Below are 13,979 nucleotides of genomic sequence, written 5' to 3'. Positions count from 1 at the left end.
CGCCGCGGTCAGCGGCGGGCGGCGAGCCGGTGGCGGACGGCGTCCCGGTGCTCCCGGGAGCGTCCCGACCGCACCATCCGCTCGCTCTCGCGCGGCAGCGCCTCGCGCAGCCCCATGGTCTCCGCGTCCCGCACGTTCGCCTTCATCGACGCGTACGCGCCGCGCGGTCCGGCGGCGATCTTCCGCGCCCACTCCAGCGCCGCGGGGCGCAGGTCCGCGTCGGGCACCACGCGGTTGACCAGGCCCAGCCGCTCCCCCGCCGCCGCGCCGACGGGCTCGTCCCCGACCAGGAACTCCAGCGCCCGCGCGGACCCGACGATCCGGGTCAGCAGCCAGGCGCCGCCGAAGTCGCCGCTGAACGCGAGCCGCGCCCAGCCGCCGGCGAGCGTCGCCGACGCGGCGGCGATCCGCAGGTCGGCGGCCAGCGCCAGGCCGACGCCGGCGCCGACCGCGGGCCCGGGCAGCGCCGCGATCGAGATCTTGGGGCTCTCCCGCAGCAGGACGACCATCCGGGCCAGGCGGGCGAGCACCGCCGCCGGGTCCCCGCCGCCGCGCCGCCCGGTGCCCTCGCGGACGTCGCCGCCCGCGCAGAACGCCGGGCCGGCCGCGGTGACCAGCACGCAGCCGACCGCGTCGTCGCGGTCGTACGCCTCGATCAGCCGCGGGACGGCGTCGTACATGTCGGGGTGCAGGGCGTTGCGGCGCTCGGGGCGGTTCAGCTCGATCACCCCGACGCCGTCCTCGACGCGGCCGAGGACGTGGGGCGTCCCGGAGTCGACCCGCCGGGCCTCCCGGTCGCTCATCGCGCGGTCTCTCTCATGGCGCGGCCTCTCTCCTAGCGCGAGGGCATGGCGGGGTCGCGCGGCAGCCCCAGCACCTGCTCGGCGATGGTGTTGCGGTGGATCTCGGCGGTGCCCGCGCCGATCGTGGACGCGCGGGTGAACAGCCAGCCGGTCGTCCAGCGGCCGCGCTGCACGGAGTCGGGGTCGCCGCGTTCCAGGAGCCCGAACGGGCCGAGCAGGTCCACCGCGAACTCGTGCAGTTCCTGCTCGAACACGCTGGTGTAGAGGCGCGACACCGAGGAGGCCGGGCCGGGGTCTCCGGTGGCGTCGATGGACGCGATGGTGCGGGCGGCGTGCACGTTCATCACCCGGACCCGCACGTCGAAGTCGGCCAGCCTGCGGCGGACGCCCGGGTCCGCGACGGCGCCGCGCTCGCGGGCCAGCGCGATCAGCTCGTCCACGATCCGGCGGTAGAACGCGGCCTGGGTGAGGGCCCCGGCCGAGCGCTCGTGGCCGAGCGTGGTGCGGGCGATCCGCCAGCCGCCGTTCTCCTCCCCCACCCGGTCGGTCACGGGGACCCGCACCCCGTCGAAGAAGATCTCGCAGAAGTGCTCCCGGCCGGTCAGGTCGCGGACGGGCCGGACGGTGACGCCGGGGGCGCGGGCGTCGACCAGCAGGTAGCTGATGCCCTTCTGCCGCGACTCCCGCGTGCCGGTGCGGACCAGCACGAAGAACATGTCGGCCTTGTCCGCGTTGGTGTTCCACACCTTCTGCCCGGTCACCACGTAGTGGTCGCCGTCGCGCCGCGCGGCGGTGCGCAGGGCGGGCAGGTCCGAGCCGGCGTCCGGTTCGGAGAAGCCCTGGGCCCAGACGATGTCGGCGCGCAGCGTCGCCCGCAGGTACGTCGCCTTCTGCTCGGACGTGCCGTGCTTGATGATCGTGGGCCCGACCATGTCCCAGCCGGTGCCGGGATGCGCCGGCACCCGCACCCGCGCCATCTCCTCGCTGTAGACGACCTGCCGCCGGAACGGCAGCTCCATGCCGCCGTACGCGCGCGGCCAGGACGGCCCGGCGAAGCCGTGGTCGGCCTTGGTGGCGGCCCACGCCTTGGCGAACGCGAGCCGCTCCGCCGTCCCCTTGGGCGGCCTGCCCGGCGCGTGCTCCTTCAGGAACGCGCGCACGGACGCGCGGAACGCGTCGTCACCCGCCGCGTCAGTGGCCATCGGGGCCCTCCTCTGTGATCCCGCTCAGCCGCGCGAGCCGGTCGCGGTGCCGGTCCGGCGTGCCGAACAGCAGCTCGGCGGTCTTGGCGCGCTTGTAGTAGAGGTGCGCGTCGTGCTCCCAGGTGAACCCGATGCCGCCGTGGATCTGGATGGTGGCCGCGGCGGCGTCGGTGTAGGCGCGCGAGCAGCAGATCTGCGCGCACGCCGCCGCGAGCGCCAGCTCGCCGGCGTCCGCGTGCGGGGTCAGCGCGGCGGCGTACGCGGCGGACCGGGCCGCCTCGACCGCGACCATCATGTCGGCGCAGCGGTGCTTGACCGCCTGGAAGCCGCCGATGGGGCGGCCGAACTGGTGCCGCGTCCGGGCGTACCCGACCGAGGCGTCCAGGCACCAGCGCGCTCCCCCCGCCTGCTCGGCCGCCAGCGCGATCCGCGCGCGGTCGACGGCGGACGCGGCGGCGGACGCGTCGGACGAGACCCGCCGCGCGGGGACGGAGGCGAAGTCGAGCCGGGCCATCCGGCGGGTCGGGTCGACCGCGTCGTGCGGGCGCCGGGCCAGGCCCGGCGCGTCGCCGGGCACCGCGAACAGCGCCGTGCCGGCGCCGGTCGCGGCGGTGACGAGGACGAGGTCGGCGAGGGCGCCGTCGAGGACGAAGTACTTCGCGCCGTTCAGGACGTACCCGTCCGCGGTCTCCTCCGCCGTGGTCAGCGACGCCTCGGTCTCCCAGTCGCCGTCCGCCTCGACGAAGGCCAGCGTGGCCAGGGTGGAGCCGTCCGCGATCCCCGGCAGGTGCGCGCGCCTGGCGTCCTCGTCGTCGCAGGCCAGCAGCGCCGGGACGGCCAGGCCGGCGGTGGCCAGCAGCGGCCCGCCCGCCAGCGCCCGGCCCAGCTCCTCGAACACCACGCAGAGCTCGGCGGGGCCGGCGCCCGAGCCGCCGTACTCCGCGGGGACGGCCAGCCCCGGCGCGCCGAGATCGGCGGCCAGCCGCCGCCACAGCTCCGCGTCGTGCCCGGTCGGCGAGCCGATCGGGCGCCGCCGGTCGGCGTGCCGGGCCAGGAGATCGCGCAGGACGGTGCGCAGCTCGTCCTGCTCGGCGGTGAACGCGATCTCCGCGCCGGCCGGCGCCGTCACCGCCGCCCCTCCCGCAGCAGCTCGCCGTGCCGGGCCATCATCGCGACCGCCGCGCGCTGGAGGGCGGCCGGGACCGCCGGGAGCAGCGCGGGCCCGTGCTCGCGGCTGGGCAGCGCGACGGTCGCGGTGCCCGTCATCGTGTCCTCGCCGCGCTGGTTGGCGGCCCGGAACGCGACGTCGACCAGGCAGCGGCCGTCCTCGGCGACGGTCTTGCCGGTCACCTCGCCGGACAGGAACTGCGTGTCGCCCTGGTAGTTGAACTTGCGGATCTCGTCGTGCTGGGACACGATCCACGCGTCGTCGCCCGCCCAGTCCGTCAGGTAGTGGTGGGCCCAGCACTCGCGCAGGACGCCGTAGTCGTAGGCGCGCGGGTTGCCGATGGCCTGCGCCCAGGACGAGTCCCAGTGGACGCGCTGCGCCACGTCCGGCACCCCGTACTCGTTCTTGATGTAGAACGGCGCGATCCGCTGCCGGTTCCGATGGGCGAGCCGCCCGGTCTTCAGCCCGTAGGGGGTGAAGCCGTAGCCGCCGGCGTGGAAGACGACCATGTCGGTGGTGGTGAGCGGCCCCTTCACCATCGGCGGGAGCTCCTCGCCGACCCGGACGTCCTCGAAGTGGCGGGGCTCGCCGCCGCGCGGCCGCTCGGACGCGTAGATCTCCTCGATCTTCGCCATGTCGGCGTCGGTGTAGTCCGGATCCGCGATGTCCCGGTACTTGCCGCGCTCGCGCGCCTTCTTGCGCTCGGTGTAGATGACCAGCGTGCGGTAGACGCCGACGACCTCGGCGTTCTGGTCGATCTTGACTTCGCGGTGCACCTTCACCACCGACCGCCCGGCGAACTCCGACCGCTTCACCTCGACCGACTCCAGGCCGCCGAAGCTGTAGAGGGTGTCGCCGGGGCGGATCGGCCGGTACCAGTCCCAGGTGCCGCCGGACACGAACGCGTGGATGCCGCGGTAGCTGCCGCCGCGCTCCCGCTTGGACGGGCGCTCGCCGCGCAGCGGGGCGTTCAGGATCCCGGCCATGATCGGCGGGGCGATCTGGCCGCCCCACCGGGTGCCGCGGCCGTACTCGGGGTCGGTGAACAGCGGGTTGTCGTCGCCGTACCCGGTGGCGAAGTTGCGGATCGCCTCCGGGGTGGCGGTGCCGAGGAACTCCCGCGTGCCGCGCGCCCAGTCGCGGCCGACGATCGCCCGGTCCTTCTCGATGTCGGCCTCGTCCAGTTCGGCGGAGGTCGCCTTCTCGAACTCCTCCCGGGTCTGCTCACCGGTGGTCTCGCTCATGGGCGGTCCTTTCGGGACGTCGGAGTGTCACGGGGGGCGGTCAGCCCGGCCACGATGTCGCGCCGGACGACCTTGCCGGTGGGGGTGCGGGGCAGCTCCGGCCAGCAGGCGACGCGGTCGGGCGTCCGGGAGCCGCGAAGCCGCTCCCGGACGCGGCCGCGCAGCTCCTCCGGGTCGAGGACGGCGCCCGGCACCGGGACGACGACCGCCTCCACACGCTGCCCCCACTCGTCGTCGGGCACGCCGACCACGGCCGCGTCCGCGACGCCGGGGCAGCGGAGCAGCACGTCCTCGATCTCGGCGGGGGCGATGTTCTCCGCGCCGCGGATGATGGTGTCGTCGACCCGGCCCTCGACGTACAGGTATCCGTCCTCCGACCGGCCCCGGTCCCGGGTGTCGAAGAAGCCCCGCGCGTCGACCGACGGGCCGCGGCCCGCGTACTCGCCGGAGACCTGCGCGCCGCGCACCCAGATCCGGCCGCTCGCGCCGGGCGGCACCGGCCGGCCGTCCTCGTCGCGGATCTCCACCTCGACGGCCGGGACGGGGCGCCCCACCGACTCCAGCCGGGCCCGCACCCGCGGGTCGGCGGCGTCCAGGGCGGCGCGGTGGTCGCCGGGCCCCAGGACGGCGACGGTCGAGCTGGTCTCGGTGAGGCCGTAGGCGTTGACGAAGTCGACGTGCGGCCAGGCGCGCAGGGCCCGCTCGATGACGCGGGGCGGCATCCGCGCGCCGCCGTACGCCAGCGCGCGCAGGCCCGGCACCGACCGGTCCAGGCCCTCGGCGTCCATGATGCGGGCGAGCATCGTCGGAACGACCATCGCGTTCGTGATCCCCTCCGCCCGCACCCGGTCCAGCCATCCCTCCGGGGTGAACGACGGCAGGGCCAGGCAGCGGCGCCCCGCGTACAGGTTCGTGAGCACGTTGGACACCGCGGCGATGTGGTACGGCGGGACGCTCATCAGCGCGGCCTCGTCCGGGCCCGCGGCGCCGAACTCCACCGACTCCAGCACGTAGGAGACCAGGTTCCGGTGGCGCAGCACCACGCCCTTGGGCTCGGCGGTGGTGCCGCTGGTGTAGAGCAGGACGGCGGCGGCCTCGGGATCGGCCGGGGTGGGGCCCGCGCCGCTCCGCCCGGCCGCCTCCCGCGCGTCGCGGAGGAAGCCGTCCGGGGTGCGCGCCGGCAGGCCCGCGCGGAGCAGCGCGGCGCGTCCCGCCCCCTCGTCGGCGATCCCGTACGCCCGGGGGTGGGCGGCCAGCAGCCGGTCGAGCCGCTCCCCGCCCAGCCGGTAGTTCACCGGCACCAGCGGGACGCCCGCGAGGGCCGCCGCGAACATCGCGACGGGGAACGCGGGGCCGTTCACGGCGAGGTAGAGCACCGCCTCCGCGCCCGCCTCGCGCACCTTTCCGGCGGCGCCGGTGGCCAGCGCGCGCAGCCGCGCCGCGGGCGTGCCGCCGTCCCGGGGCCCGATGAGGACCCGGTCGGCGAAGCCGTCCGCCGCCATGTCCAGCAGCATCGTCACGTCCATCGCACGCTCCCGCCGGTCGGGGGTCGTCGGGGTGGGCCGGTCAGTCCGAGGCGGGCAGCGGCTTGGCCGCCTTGACCGGGAGGGGCGTCCCGTCGACCTCGACCGTCCCGGTGCCGGGCTTGCTGCACAGCAGCTCGATGCCGACGCCGTCGTCGGCGTAGCGCTTGCCGAGCAGGGTGCCGTCCTGCCTGGCCGGGTCGGCGGCGGCGGTGGGCTCGCCGGCCGCGGCGGCGTCGGTCATCGGGGCGCCGCCGCAGCGCACCTCGACCTCCGCGGCGGGCGCCCGCACCACGATCATGCGGGTGCCGTCGACGGTGCTGGCCAGTTGCTGGCCCGGACGCAGCTTCATCGCATCCTCCTGACGGGGTGGGTGAGTGCAGTGGTCGTGCCGCGGAGTCCGGTCGTGCCGTGGGGTCCGGTCATGGCGCGGAGTCGGCGAGCAGGCGGCGCAGCAGCTTGCCGGACGGTGTGCGGGGCAGCTCGCCGGTGAACTCGATGGCGCGCGGGCACTTGTAGCCGGCCAGGCGCGCCCGGCAGTGGGCGATCAGCTCGGCGGCCAGCGCGGGACCCGCCGCGGCCGGGTCGGCGGGCTGCACGACGGCGCGCACCCGCTGCCCCATGTCCGGGTCGGGCGCGCCGACCACGGCGGCGTCGGCCACCGCGGGATGGACGGCCAGCACGTCCTCGATCTCCCGCGGGTAGACGTTGACGCCGCCGCTGAGGATCAGGTCGGTGCGGCGGTCCGCCAGGTAGAGGTAGCCGTCGCCGTCCAGCCGCCCCAGGTCGCCGAGCGTGCTCCAGCCGCGGTCGTTGAACGCCCCGGCGGTCTTGCCGGGGTCGTTGTGGTACTCGAACGGGGGGACGCCCGCGAACCAGACGGTGCCGACCTCGCCCGCGGGCAGCTCCCGGCCGTCGTCGTCCAGGACGTGCGCCTCGCCGAACGCGGCCCGGCCGACCGAGCCGGGGTGGGCGAGCCAGTCCGCGGAGTCGATGAGGAAGAAGCAGTTGCCCTCGCTGCCGGAGTAGTACTCGTGCACGACGGGCCCGAACCACTCGATGACCCGGCGCTTGGCCTCCACCGGGCAGGGCGCCGCCGCGTGCACGACCGCCCGCAGGCTCGACACGTCGTACCGGGCCCGGGTCTCCTCGGGGAGCTTGAGCATCCGGAGCAGCATCGTCGGGACGAACTGGACGTGCGTGACCCGGTACCGCTCGATCAGCTCCAGGGTCCGCTCGGCGTCGAACCGGTCCATGAGGACGACCGTGCCGCCGTTGCGCATCGTCCCGAGCGTCCAGCCGGTGGGCGCGGCGTGGTACAGCGGCGCCGGGGAGAGGTAGACGGTGTCGGCGCCGAACCCGAACAGCGCGGGCAGGGTGCGGTCGAGGGTCAGCCCGGTGCCGAACGGCTCGTCGCCGCGGTCGCGCAGGATGCCCTTGGGCCGGCCGGTGGTCCCGGACGAGTAGAACATGTAGGAGCCCTCGCGCTCGTCCTCCGGCTCCCGGGCCGGGTAGGGCGCCGTGGCCGCGCGGAGGTTCTCGAACCCGTCGGGCGGGTCGCCGTCCCCGTCGATCAGCCGCACCGCCGCGCCGGGGGCGGCGTCCGCGACGTCCCGGGCCGCGGCGGCGAGCGCACCGGAGGCGAGGAGGGCGCGGGCGCCGCAGTCGCGGACGATGTAGGCGGCCTCGTCGGTGGTGAGGTGGTGGTTGACCGGCGTCCAGTACAGGCCGGACCGCTGGCACGCCCAGGCGGCGGTGAAGTAGCCCGGGGTGTTGTCCATGAGCAGGGCGGCGTGGTCGCCGGGCGCCAGGCCGCGGTCGGCCAGCAGCCGGGCCAGCCGCACGGACGCCTCGTCCAGCTCGCGGTAGGTGGTGGCCGCGCCGGTGGCCGCGTCGAGCACGGCGGGCTTGTCGGGATGGTGGTCGGCGAGCCTCGACAGGTGCACCGCGTCCTCCAGGGGCGGGAAAGGGAACGGGCCGGTCAGCGGGGTTCGCGGGGCAGGCCGAGCACGCGCTCGGCGATGATGTTGCGCATGATCTCCGAGCTGCCGCCGGCGATCGTGTACGCGCGGGCGTAGAGGTAGGCGTCCTGCCAGCGGCCCGCGGCGACCGCGTCCGGGTCGCCCTCGGTGAGGACGCCCGCCGCGCCGGGCAGCGACACCGCGTACTCGGCCATCCGCAGGTTCAGCTCGCTGAAGACGAGCTTGACGGCGGGGGCGTCGATCATCCGCTCGCGGCCCGCCCGCCACCGGGCCATGGCGCCGTGGGCGAGGAGCGCGCACGCGTCCACCTCGGCGCGGAAGCCGGCCAGCCGCTGCCGCACGTCGTCGCGGTCGAGCGCGGGGCGGCCGTCCACGACCAGGCCGCGGGCGAGGGCGACCAGGTCGTCCCAGGCCATCCGCGCCTGCACCACCGAGACGCCGACGCCGTTGCGCTCCTCGGCGAGGGACGCGTTGGCGATCGTCCAGCCCTGGCCGGGCGCGCCGATGAGGGCGTCGGCGGGGAGCCGGACGTCGTCGAGGAAGACCTCGTTGAAGTCGGAGGTGCCGGTCAGCTCGCGCAGCGGGCGCACCTGCACGCCCGGCAGCTCCATGTCGAGGACGAACGCGCTGATGCCCTTGTGCTTGGGCGCGTCGGGGTCGGTGCGGGCGAGCAGGTAGCCGTACCGCGCCCAGTGGCCGTTGGTCGTCCAGACCTTCTGGCCGTTGACGGCCCACGCGCCGCCGTCGCGCACCGCCGTGGTCCGCAGCGCGGCCAGGTCGCTGCCCGCGTCGGGCTCGCTGAACAGCTGGCACCACACGTCGTCGCCGGACCGGATCCGCGGCAGGTGCCCCCGCTTCTGCTCCTCCGTGCCGAACATGATGAGGGCGTGCGCGGCCAGCGAGCCACCGCTCGCGGGCATCGGCGCGCGCGCCCGCGCCATCTCCTCCCCCACCACGAAGGCGCGCAGCGGGTCGTGTCCGGGCGTGCCGCCGTACTCCTCGGGCCAGTCGGCGCCGATGTAGCCGGCGGCGTACAGGTCGGCCGTCCAGCGGCGCAGCTCCTTCAGCTCCGCCTCGTCCTCCGGGCTGCGCACCCCCGACCTGACCGGGTGGCGGGGGGCGCGGGCCGCGACGAACGCGCGCACCTCCCGGCGGAACTCCTCCAGCGGCGTACCGGCTCCGAACTCCACGGCGGCGAGCCTCCTCACCGAATCGGGCTCACTTAGTTTACTAGGTTATCTATCATGGCCGCCCCGCGAGGTGGATAACCTTGTCCACCTGTCAACCACCCGCGGGACGGCGAAAGCGAGCAGCGATGGCACTGCCGGGGTCCGGGGCACGGCGCGACCCCTCCGCGGGCGGGCCGCCCGGCGGCGTCCGCCCGCCCAAGACCGGCGAGCTGGTGGCGCGCCGGCTGCGGCGGCGGATCGTGGAGGGCTCCCTCAAGGACGGCGACTACCTGCCCAACGAGGCGTCGCTCATGGAGCACTTCGGGGTGTCGCGCCCCACGCTCCGCGAGGCGTTCCGGGTGCTGGAGTCCGAGGGCCTGATCGAGGTGCGCCGCGGCTCCCGCACCGGCGCGCGGGTGACCGTCCCGGGGCCGGAGGTGGTCGCCCGGCCCGCCGGGCTGCTGCTCCGGCTCGGCGGCGCCACGCTCGGCGACGTCTACCAGGCGCGCGGCGCGATCGAACCCGCCGCGGCCCGGCTGCTCGCCCTCAGCGGCGACGAGGAGCGGTACGCGGCGCTGGCGGCGGAGCTGGAGCCCGCGCGCGCCTCGGTCAGCGACTACGAGCGGTTCGCGGTCGACAGCGCCTGCTTCCACCTGCGGCTGGTCGAGCTGTCGGGCAACCGCACCCTGGCGCTCATGGCCGGGATGGTGCACGAGATCATCCTCCGGCAGACCCAGCGGTCGGTGCGGGCCCACGAGGCCGGCGGCCGGCACGGCGACTACGCCCGCGCGCTGCGCGCGTACGAGAAGCTCGTCGCGCTCGTCCGGTCCGGCGACGGGCCCGCCGCGGAGCGGTTCTGGAGCAGGCACCTGCGGATCGCGGACGACCTGGTGCTGCGCGACCAGGAGGCCACCTCCGTCATCGACATCCTGGAGTGAGCGGGCGGGGCGCGCCGCGCGCCCGTCCGCCAGCCCGTCCGGCCGCGCGCCCATCAGGCCACCAGGTCCATCAGGCGGGCGTAGTGGTACCGCGGCGTGCCGCCCAGCAGCTCGCCGGTCTTGACACGCCGCAGGTAGAGGTGCAGGTCGTGCTCCCAGGTGAAGCCCATGCCGCCGTGCAGTTGCAGGGCGGTGCCGGCGACCCGCGAGCACGCTTCGCCGGCGACGGCCGCAGCCTCGGCGATCGCCACCCGCCGGGCGCCCGGCTCCCCGGCGTCCAGCGCGCGGGCCCCGGCGCGCACGCACGCGCGGGCCCGCTCGACGTCCACGGCCATGTCGGCGCAGTGGTGCTTGACCGCCTGGAAGCTCCCGATCGCCCGGCCGAACTGCCGCCGCTCCCGGACGTACCGCAGCGTCATCGCCAGCAGCCGGTCCGCCGCGCCGAGCGCGTCGGCCGCGTGGTGCAGCGCCGACGCCGCGGCCAGCACCTCGACGGTCCCGGCGTCCACCGGGCTCCAGGACCCGGCCGGGACGCGGGCGCCGTCCAGCGCCACGGCCGCGAAGTCGCGGGTGATGTCGAGCGCGGCGCGGGCCGTCCGGACGACTCCGGGCGCGTCCGCGCCGGTGAGAGCGAGCACCGGCGCCCCGTCCGGCCCGGTGGCGGCGGCGAGGAGGAACCCGGCGTCCCGCGCGCCGACCGCGACGGCCACCCGCCCGTCGAGGACCAGGGCGCCCTCCGGACCGGACGACGCGCGCACCGGCTCCTCCCCCGGCTCGGGCAGCACCGGGACCACCAGCACCTCGCCCGCCGCCGCCCGCCCGGCCGCGTCGCCGCCGATCCCGGCGCCGTCGAGCGCGCGGCACGCCAGCGCGGCCTGGCCGAGCGGCAGCGGCGACGCCGCGCGGCCCAGCTCCTCCACCACCAGCGCCAGATCGGCATACGTACCGCCGCCCTCGCCGTCGCCCTCGTCGCGCAGCAGCCCGACGAGGCCGAGCGCGGCCGCCTCCCGCAGGTCCGCGGGCCGCGCCGGCGGCGCGCCGTCCCCGGCGGCGCGCGCCGCCGCGAGGTCGGTGCGCGCGGCCAGCCACTCGCGGACGGCCGCCGCGAGCGCCTCCTGCTCTTCGCTGATCATGAGGTTCACCCGCGCGCTCCTTCGTCCCGGACCCGGTCCCTCAGCACGTGCTTGCGCACCTTGCCCGCCGCCGTGCGCGGCAGGACGTCCACCACGACGAGCCGCTCCGGCGCCTTCTGCCGGGCCGCCCCCAGCGCCGCGAAGTGCGCGCGGACCGCGGCGAGGTCGAGTTCCGCCCCCGCGCGCAGGACGGCGAACGCGCAGACCCGCTCGCCGTAGCGCCCGTCCGGCTCGGCGACCGCGGCCGCCTCCGCCACGGCGGGGTGCGCGGCCAGCAGGTCCTCGACCTCCTTGGACGAGATCTTCTCGCCGCCGCGCACGATGATGTCCTTGAGCCGGTCGGTGACGGTCAGGTGCCCGTCGGCGTCCAGGCGCCCCACGTCGCCGGTGCGCAGCCAGCCGTCCGGGGTGAACGCCGCCGCGTCCAGCGCCGGGTCGCGGTATCCGGCGAAGACCTCGGGGCCGCGCGACCAGATCTCGCCCTCCTCCCCCACCGGCAGGTCCCGGCCCTCGGGGTCGACGATGCGCACCTCCGTGCCCGGTTTCAGCCGCCCGTCGGTGGCGGCGCGCTCGGCGCGGGGGTCGTCCGCGCCGCCCGAGCTGATCGTGGGGTGCTCGCTGGACCCGTACGCCCGGTAGGCGGCGATCCCGGCCCGGTCGGCGCGCTCGACGAGCACCGGCGGGACGCTCGCGGCGCCGACCAGGTACTCGCGCAGGGGTCCCGCGCCGCGCCCGTCCCGCTCGGCGGCGTCCAGCAGCGCCGACAGGTGGAACGGGACGCCGGCCGAGGCGGTCGCCCCGTGCCGGTGGACGAGGTCCAGCGCCGTCTGCGCGTCCCACTTCTCCATGAAGACGGTCGCCACCCCGTTCACCAGGGCGCGCAGGAGCACGCACAGTCCGGCGACGTGGCCGGGCGGGAACGCGTCGAGGTAGACGTAGCCGTCCTCGCGCCCCGGCATGGTGTCCAGTTCGGCGAGGACGGAGCGGTGGGTGTGCTGGACGCCCTTCGGTTCGGCGGTCGTGCCCGAGGTGTAGACCAGGACGCAGATCCGGTCCGGGTCGGCCGGGGGCCGCGCCCCGAGCGGCGGGTGCGCCTCCAGCGCGGACCAGTCCTCGCCGTCGATGCCGACGACGTGGCGCAGCGCCGGCAGCTCCGCGCGCAGGGCGCGCGCTTCGGCCGCCCGTCCGGCGGAGGTGATGAGGGCCGCGGCCTCCGACTGGCGCAGCACGAAGCCCAGTTCGCGCGGACCGTAGATGGCGACGACCGGGAGCACGACCGCGCCCCGCAGGAGCACGGCGGCGTGGGCGACGGCGTTCTCCGCGCAGCCGGTCGTCTGGACGGCCACCACGTCGCCGGGCCCGACGCCCAGGTCGGCGAGCCCGCCCGCGACGCGCAGGGCCCGCCGGTGCAGCGCGCCCACATGCGTGGCCTCGGTGCCTCGCGTGCCGTGGAAGACCAGGGGCGTCGCGCCGTGGCGTACGGCGGCGGCGCGCAGGGCGCCGCCGAGGTCCCGTGCCTCCATGCCGCCTCCTCCATCGTTCGCGAAGTGCCTGGGTCGTCCGTCGGCTCAGGTGATGGCGCCGTCGACCTTGAGGCGGATCAGTTCGTCGTCGGTCAGGCCGAGCTCGCGCAGCACCTCGTCGGTGTGCTCGGCGAACCGCGGCGCGCGGCGCAGCTCGGCGGGGGTCTCGTCGAACTGGACCGGGTTCGCGACCAGCTCCCGCTCGACGCCGTCGGCGTCCTCCAGGGGCGCGACGAGCCCGTTGGCCCGCAGCGCCGGGTCCTGCCCGACCTCCCAGGGCTCCTGGACGAGGGCCCACTGCCCGTCCGTCCCCGTGAGCAGCTCGACCCACTCGGTGTGGTCGCGCGCCGCGATGAGGCCGGCGACGATCCCGCTCGCCTCGGCGGCGTTCTTCATGAGGTTCTCGGCGCCGTCGAAGCGCTCGTCGGCGACCAGGTCCGGACGGCCCGCGACCGCGCAGAACTCGGGCCAGTACCGGCCGGGCTGCAGCATCGCCAGTTCCAGCCAGCGCCCGTCCGCGGTCCGGTAGGGGCCGATGAGCGGGTTGGCCGCCGACCCGTGCTCGGGGTGGGGCGTCTTCGGCAGCGGCCCGCCGAGCGCCAGCGCCATGTTGACCGAGAGCTGGGTGGCCCACGCGCCGACGCCGAGCAGCGACACGTCCACCACCGACGGCTCGCCGGTGACCTTCCGGGAGTACAGGGCGGCCGCGATGCCGCCCGCGATGGTCATGCCGCCGATGGAGTCGCCGTAGGCGCCCGCGGGCATGCGCATCATCGACTCCGAGTCCGGCGGGGTGACGCCCGCGGCGCTGCCGCCCCGGGCCCAGAAGGCGGTGCTGTCGTACCCGCCCTTGTCCGCCTCGGCGCCGCGCTGGCCGAAGCCGCTGCCGCGGACGTAGACGATGTCGGGGTTGAGGGCCCGGATGTCGTCCACGTCGATGCCCAGCTTGGCGCGCGCGGACGGCAGGAAGTTGGTCAGGAACACGTCGCTCTCGCGGACGAGGCGCTCCAGCACCGGCCGGGCCGCCGGGTTCTCCAGGGCGAGCCCCACGCTGCGCTTCCCCCGGTTCGGGCCCTCCATGATCGGGAAGAACGAGCCGCCCCGCGCCAGGGCGTCGAGCCCGAGCACCCGGATCAGCCCGCGCTGCGCGTCGCCGCGCTCGGCGTGCTCGATCTTGACGATGTCGGCCCCCCAGTCCGCCAGCACCGCGCCCGCGGCCGGGACGAACGTGAACTGGGCGACCTCCAGGACGCGGACGCCCTCCATCGGTCGGTGCATGGGTACCGCCCTCCCG

At 76.2% G+C, this 13,979-nt stretch carries 12 protein-coding genes; 1 reads left to right on the top strand and 11 read right to left on the bottom strand.

Annotated features, from left to right (window positions below; genetic code table 11):
• Positions 1 to 8: 8 nt before the first annotated feature.
• The 8 genes from DMH08_RS17895 to DMH08_RS17860 form a co-directional block, all read right to left on the bottom strand.
• The gene (locus DMH08_RS17895) at positions 9 to 803 is read right to left on the bottom strand and encodes an enoyl-CoA hydratase/isomerase family protein (RefSeq protein WP_125616038.1); all 795 of its coding nucleotides are present in this window, start codon (positions 801 to 803) and stop codon (positions 9 to 11) included.
• A 32-nt stretch (positions 804 to 835) separates the two neighbouring features.
• The gene (locus tag DMH08_RS17890) at positions 836 to 2,005 is read right to left on the bottom strand and encodes an acyl-CoA dehydrogenase family protein (RefSeq protein WP_125616034.1); all 1,170 of its coding nucleotides are present in this window, start codon (positions 2,003 to 2,005) and stop codon (positions 836 to 838) included.
• Positions 1,995 to 3,134, bottom strand: a complete 1,140-nt coding sequence (locus tag DMH08_RS17885; protein WP_125616031.1) for an acyl-CoA dehydrogenase family protein — start codon at positions 3,132 to 3,134, stop codon at positions 1,995 to 1,997. The genes DMH08_RS17890 and DMH08_RS17885 overlap by 11 nt, the downstream gene beginning before the upstream one ends.
• Complete coding sequence (locus DMH08_RS17880; protein ID WP_125616028.1) at positions 3,131 to 4,417, bottom strand: FAS1-like dehydratase domain-containing protein; 1,287 nt, start codon at positions 4,415 to 4,417, stop codon at positions 3,131 to 3,133. The genes DMH08_RS17885 and DMH08_RS17880 overlap by 4 nt, the downstream gene beginning before the upstream one ends.
• The gene (locus DMH08_RS17875) at positions 4,414 to 5,943 is read right to left on the bottom strand and encodes a class I adenylate-forming enzyme family protein (RefSeq protein WP_125616025.1); all 1,530 of its coding nucleotides are present in this window, start codon (positions 5,941 to 5,943) and stop codon (positions 4,414 to 4,416) included. Before DMH08_RS17875 ends, DMH08_RS17880 begins: the two co-directional genes overlap by 4 nt.
• A gap of 40 nt (positions 5,944 to 5,983) precedes the next feature.
• A complete protein-coding gene (locus DMH08_RS17870; RefSeq protein WP_125616022.1) occupies positions 5,984 to 6,292 on the bottom strand; it encodes a hypothetical protein in 309 nt (102 codons plus the stop codon).
• Between the two features lie 70 nt (positions 6,293 to 6,362).
• The gene (locus DMH08_RS17865; protein ID WP_125616019.1) at positions 6,363 to 7,886 is read right to left on the bottom strand and encodes an AMP-binding protein; all 1,524 of its coding nucleotides are present in this window, start codon (positions 7,884 to 7,886) and stop codon (positions 6,363 to 6,365) included.
• A 35-nt stretch (positions 7,887 to 7,921) separates the two neighbouring features.
• Positions 7,922 to 9,112: an acyl-CoA dehydrogenase family protein gene (locus DMH08_RS17860; RefSeq protein ID WP_125616016.1), complete on the bottom strand. Its 1,191-nt coding sequence runs from the start codon at positions 9,110 to 9,112 to the stop codon at positions 7,922 to 7,924.
• A 125-nt stretch (positions 9,113 to 9,237) separates the two neighbouring features.
• Here DMH08_RS17860 and DMH08_RS17855 point away from each other — a divergent pair, with 125 nt between their 5' ends.
• Positions 9,238 to 10,029: a FadR/GntR family transcriptional regulator gene (locus DMH08_RS17855; protein WP_125616013.1), complete on the top strand. Its 792-nt coding sequence runs from the start codon at positions 9,238 to 9,240 to the stop codon at positions 10,027 to 10,029.
• A 53-nt stretch (positions 10,030 to 10,082) separates the two neighbouring features.
• On the opposite strand, the gene DMH08_RS17850 is transcribed toward DMH08_RS17855, so the two are convergent.
• From DMH08_RS17850 to DMH08_RS17840, 3 genes are read right to left on the bottom strand one after another with little or no spacing between them, the layout of a single operon-like run.
• On the bottom strand, positions 10,083 to 11,162 hold the full coding sequence (locus DMH08_RS17850) for an acyl-CoA dehydrogenase family protein (RefSeq protein ID WP_125616074.1): 1,080 nt from the start codon (positions 11,160 to 11,162) through the stop codon (positions 10,083 to 10,085).
• Between the two features lie 5 nt (positions 11,163 to 11,167).
• Complete coding sequence (locus DMH08_RS17845) at positions 11,168 to 12,685, bottom strand: class I adenylate-forming enzyme family protein (RefSeq protein WP_125616009.1); 1,518 nt, start codon at positions 12,683 to 12,685, stop codon at positions 11,168 to 11,170.
• Between the two features lie 45 nt (positions 12,686 to 12,730).
• On the bottom strand, positions 12,731 to 13,963 hold the full coding sequence (locus DMH08_RS17840; protein WP_199747861.1) for a CaiB/BaiF CoA transferase family protein: 1,233 nt from the start codon (positions 13,961 to 13,963) through the stop codon (positions 12,731 to 12,733).
• Positions 13,964 to 13,979: the final 16 nt, after the last annotated feature.

Source organism: Actinomadura sp. WAC 06369 (genome assembly GCF_003947565.1).
Lineage (GTDB): Bacteria > Actinomycetota > Actinomycetes > Streptosporangiales > Streptosporangiaceae > Spirillospora > Spirillospora rifamycini.
The sequence above is the reverse complement of the archived record's forward strand: the minus strand, read 5'-3'. Positions and strand labels throughout refer to the sequence as shown.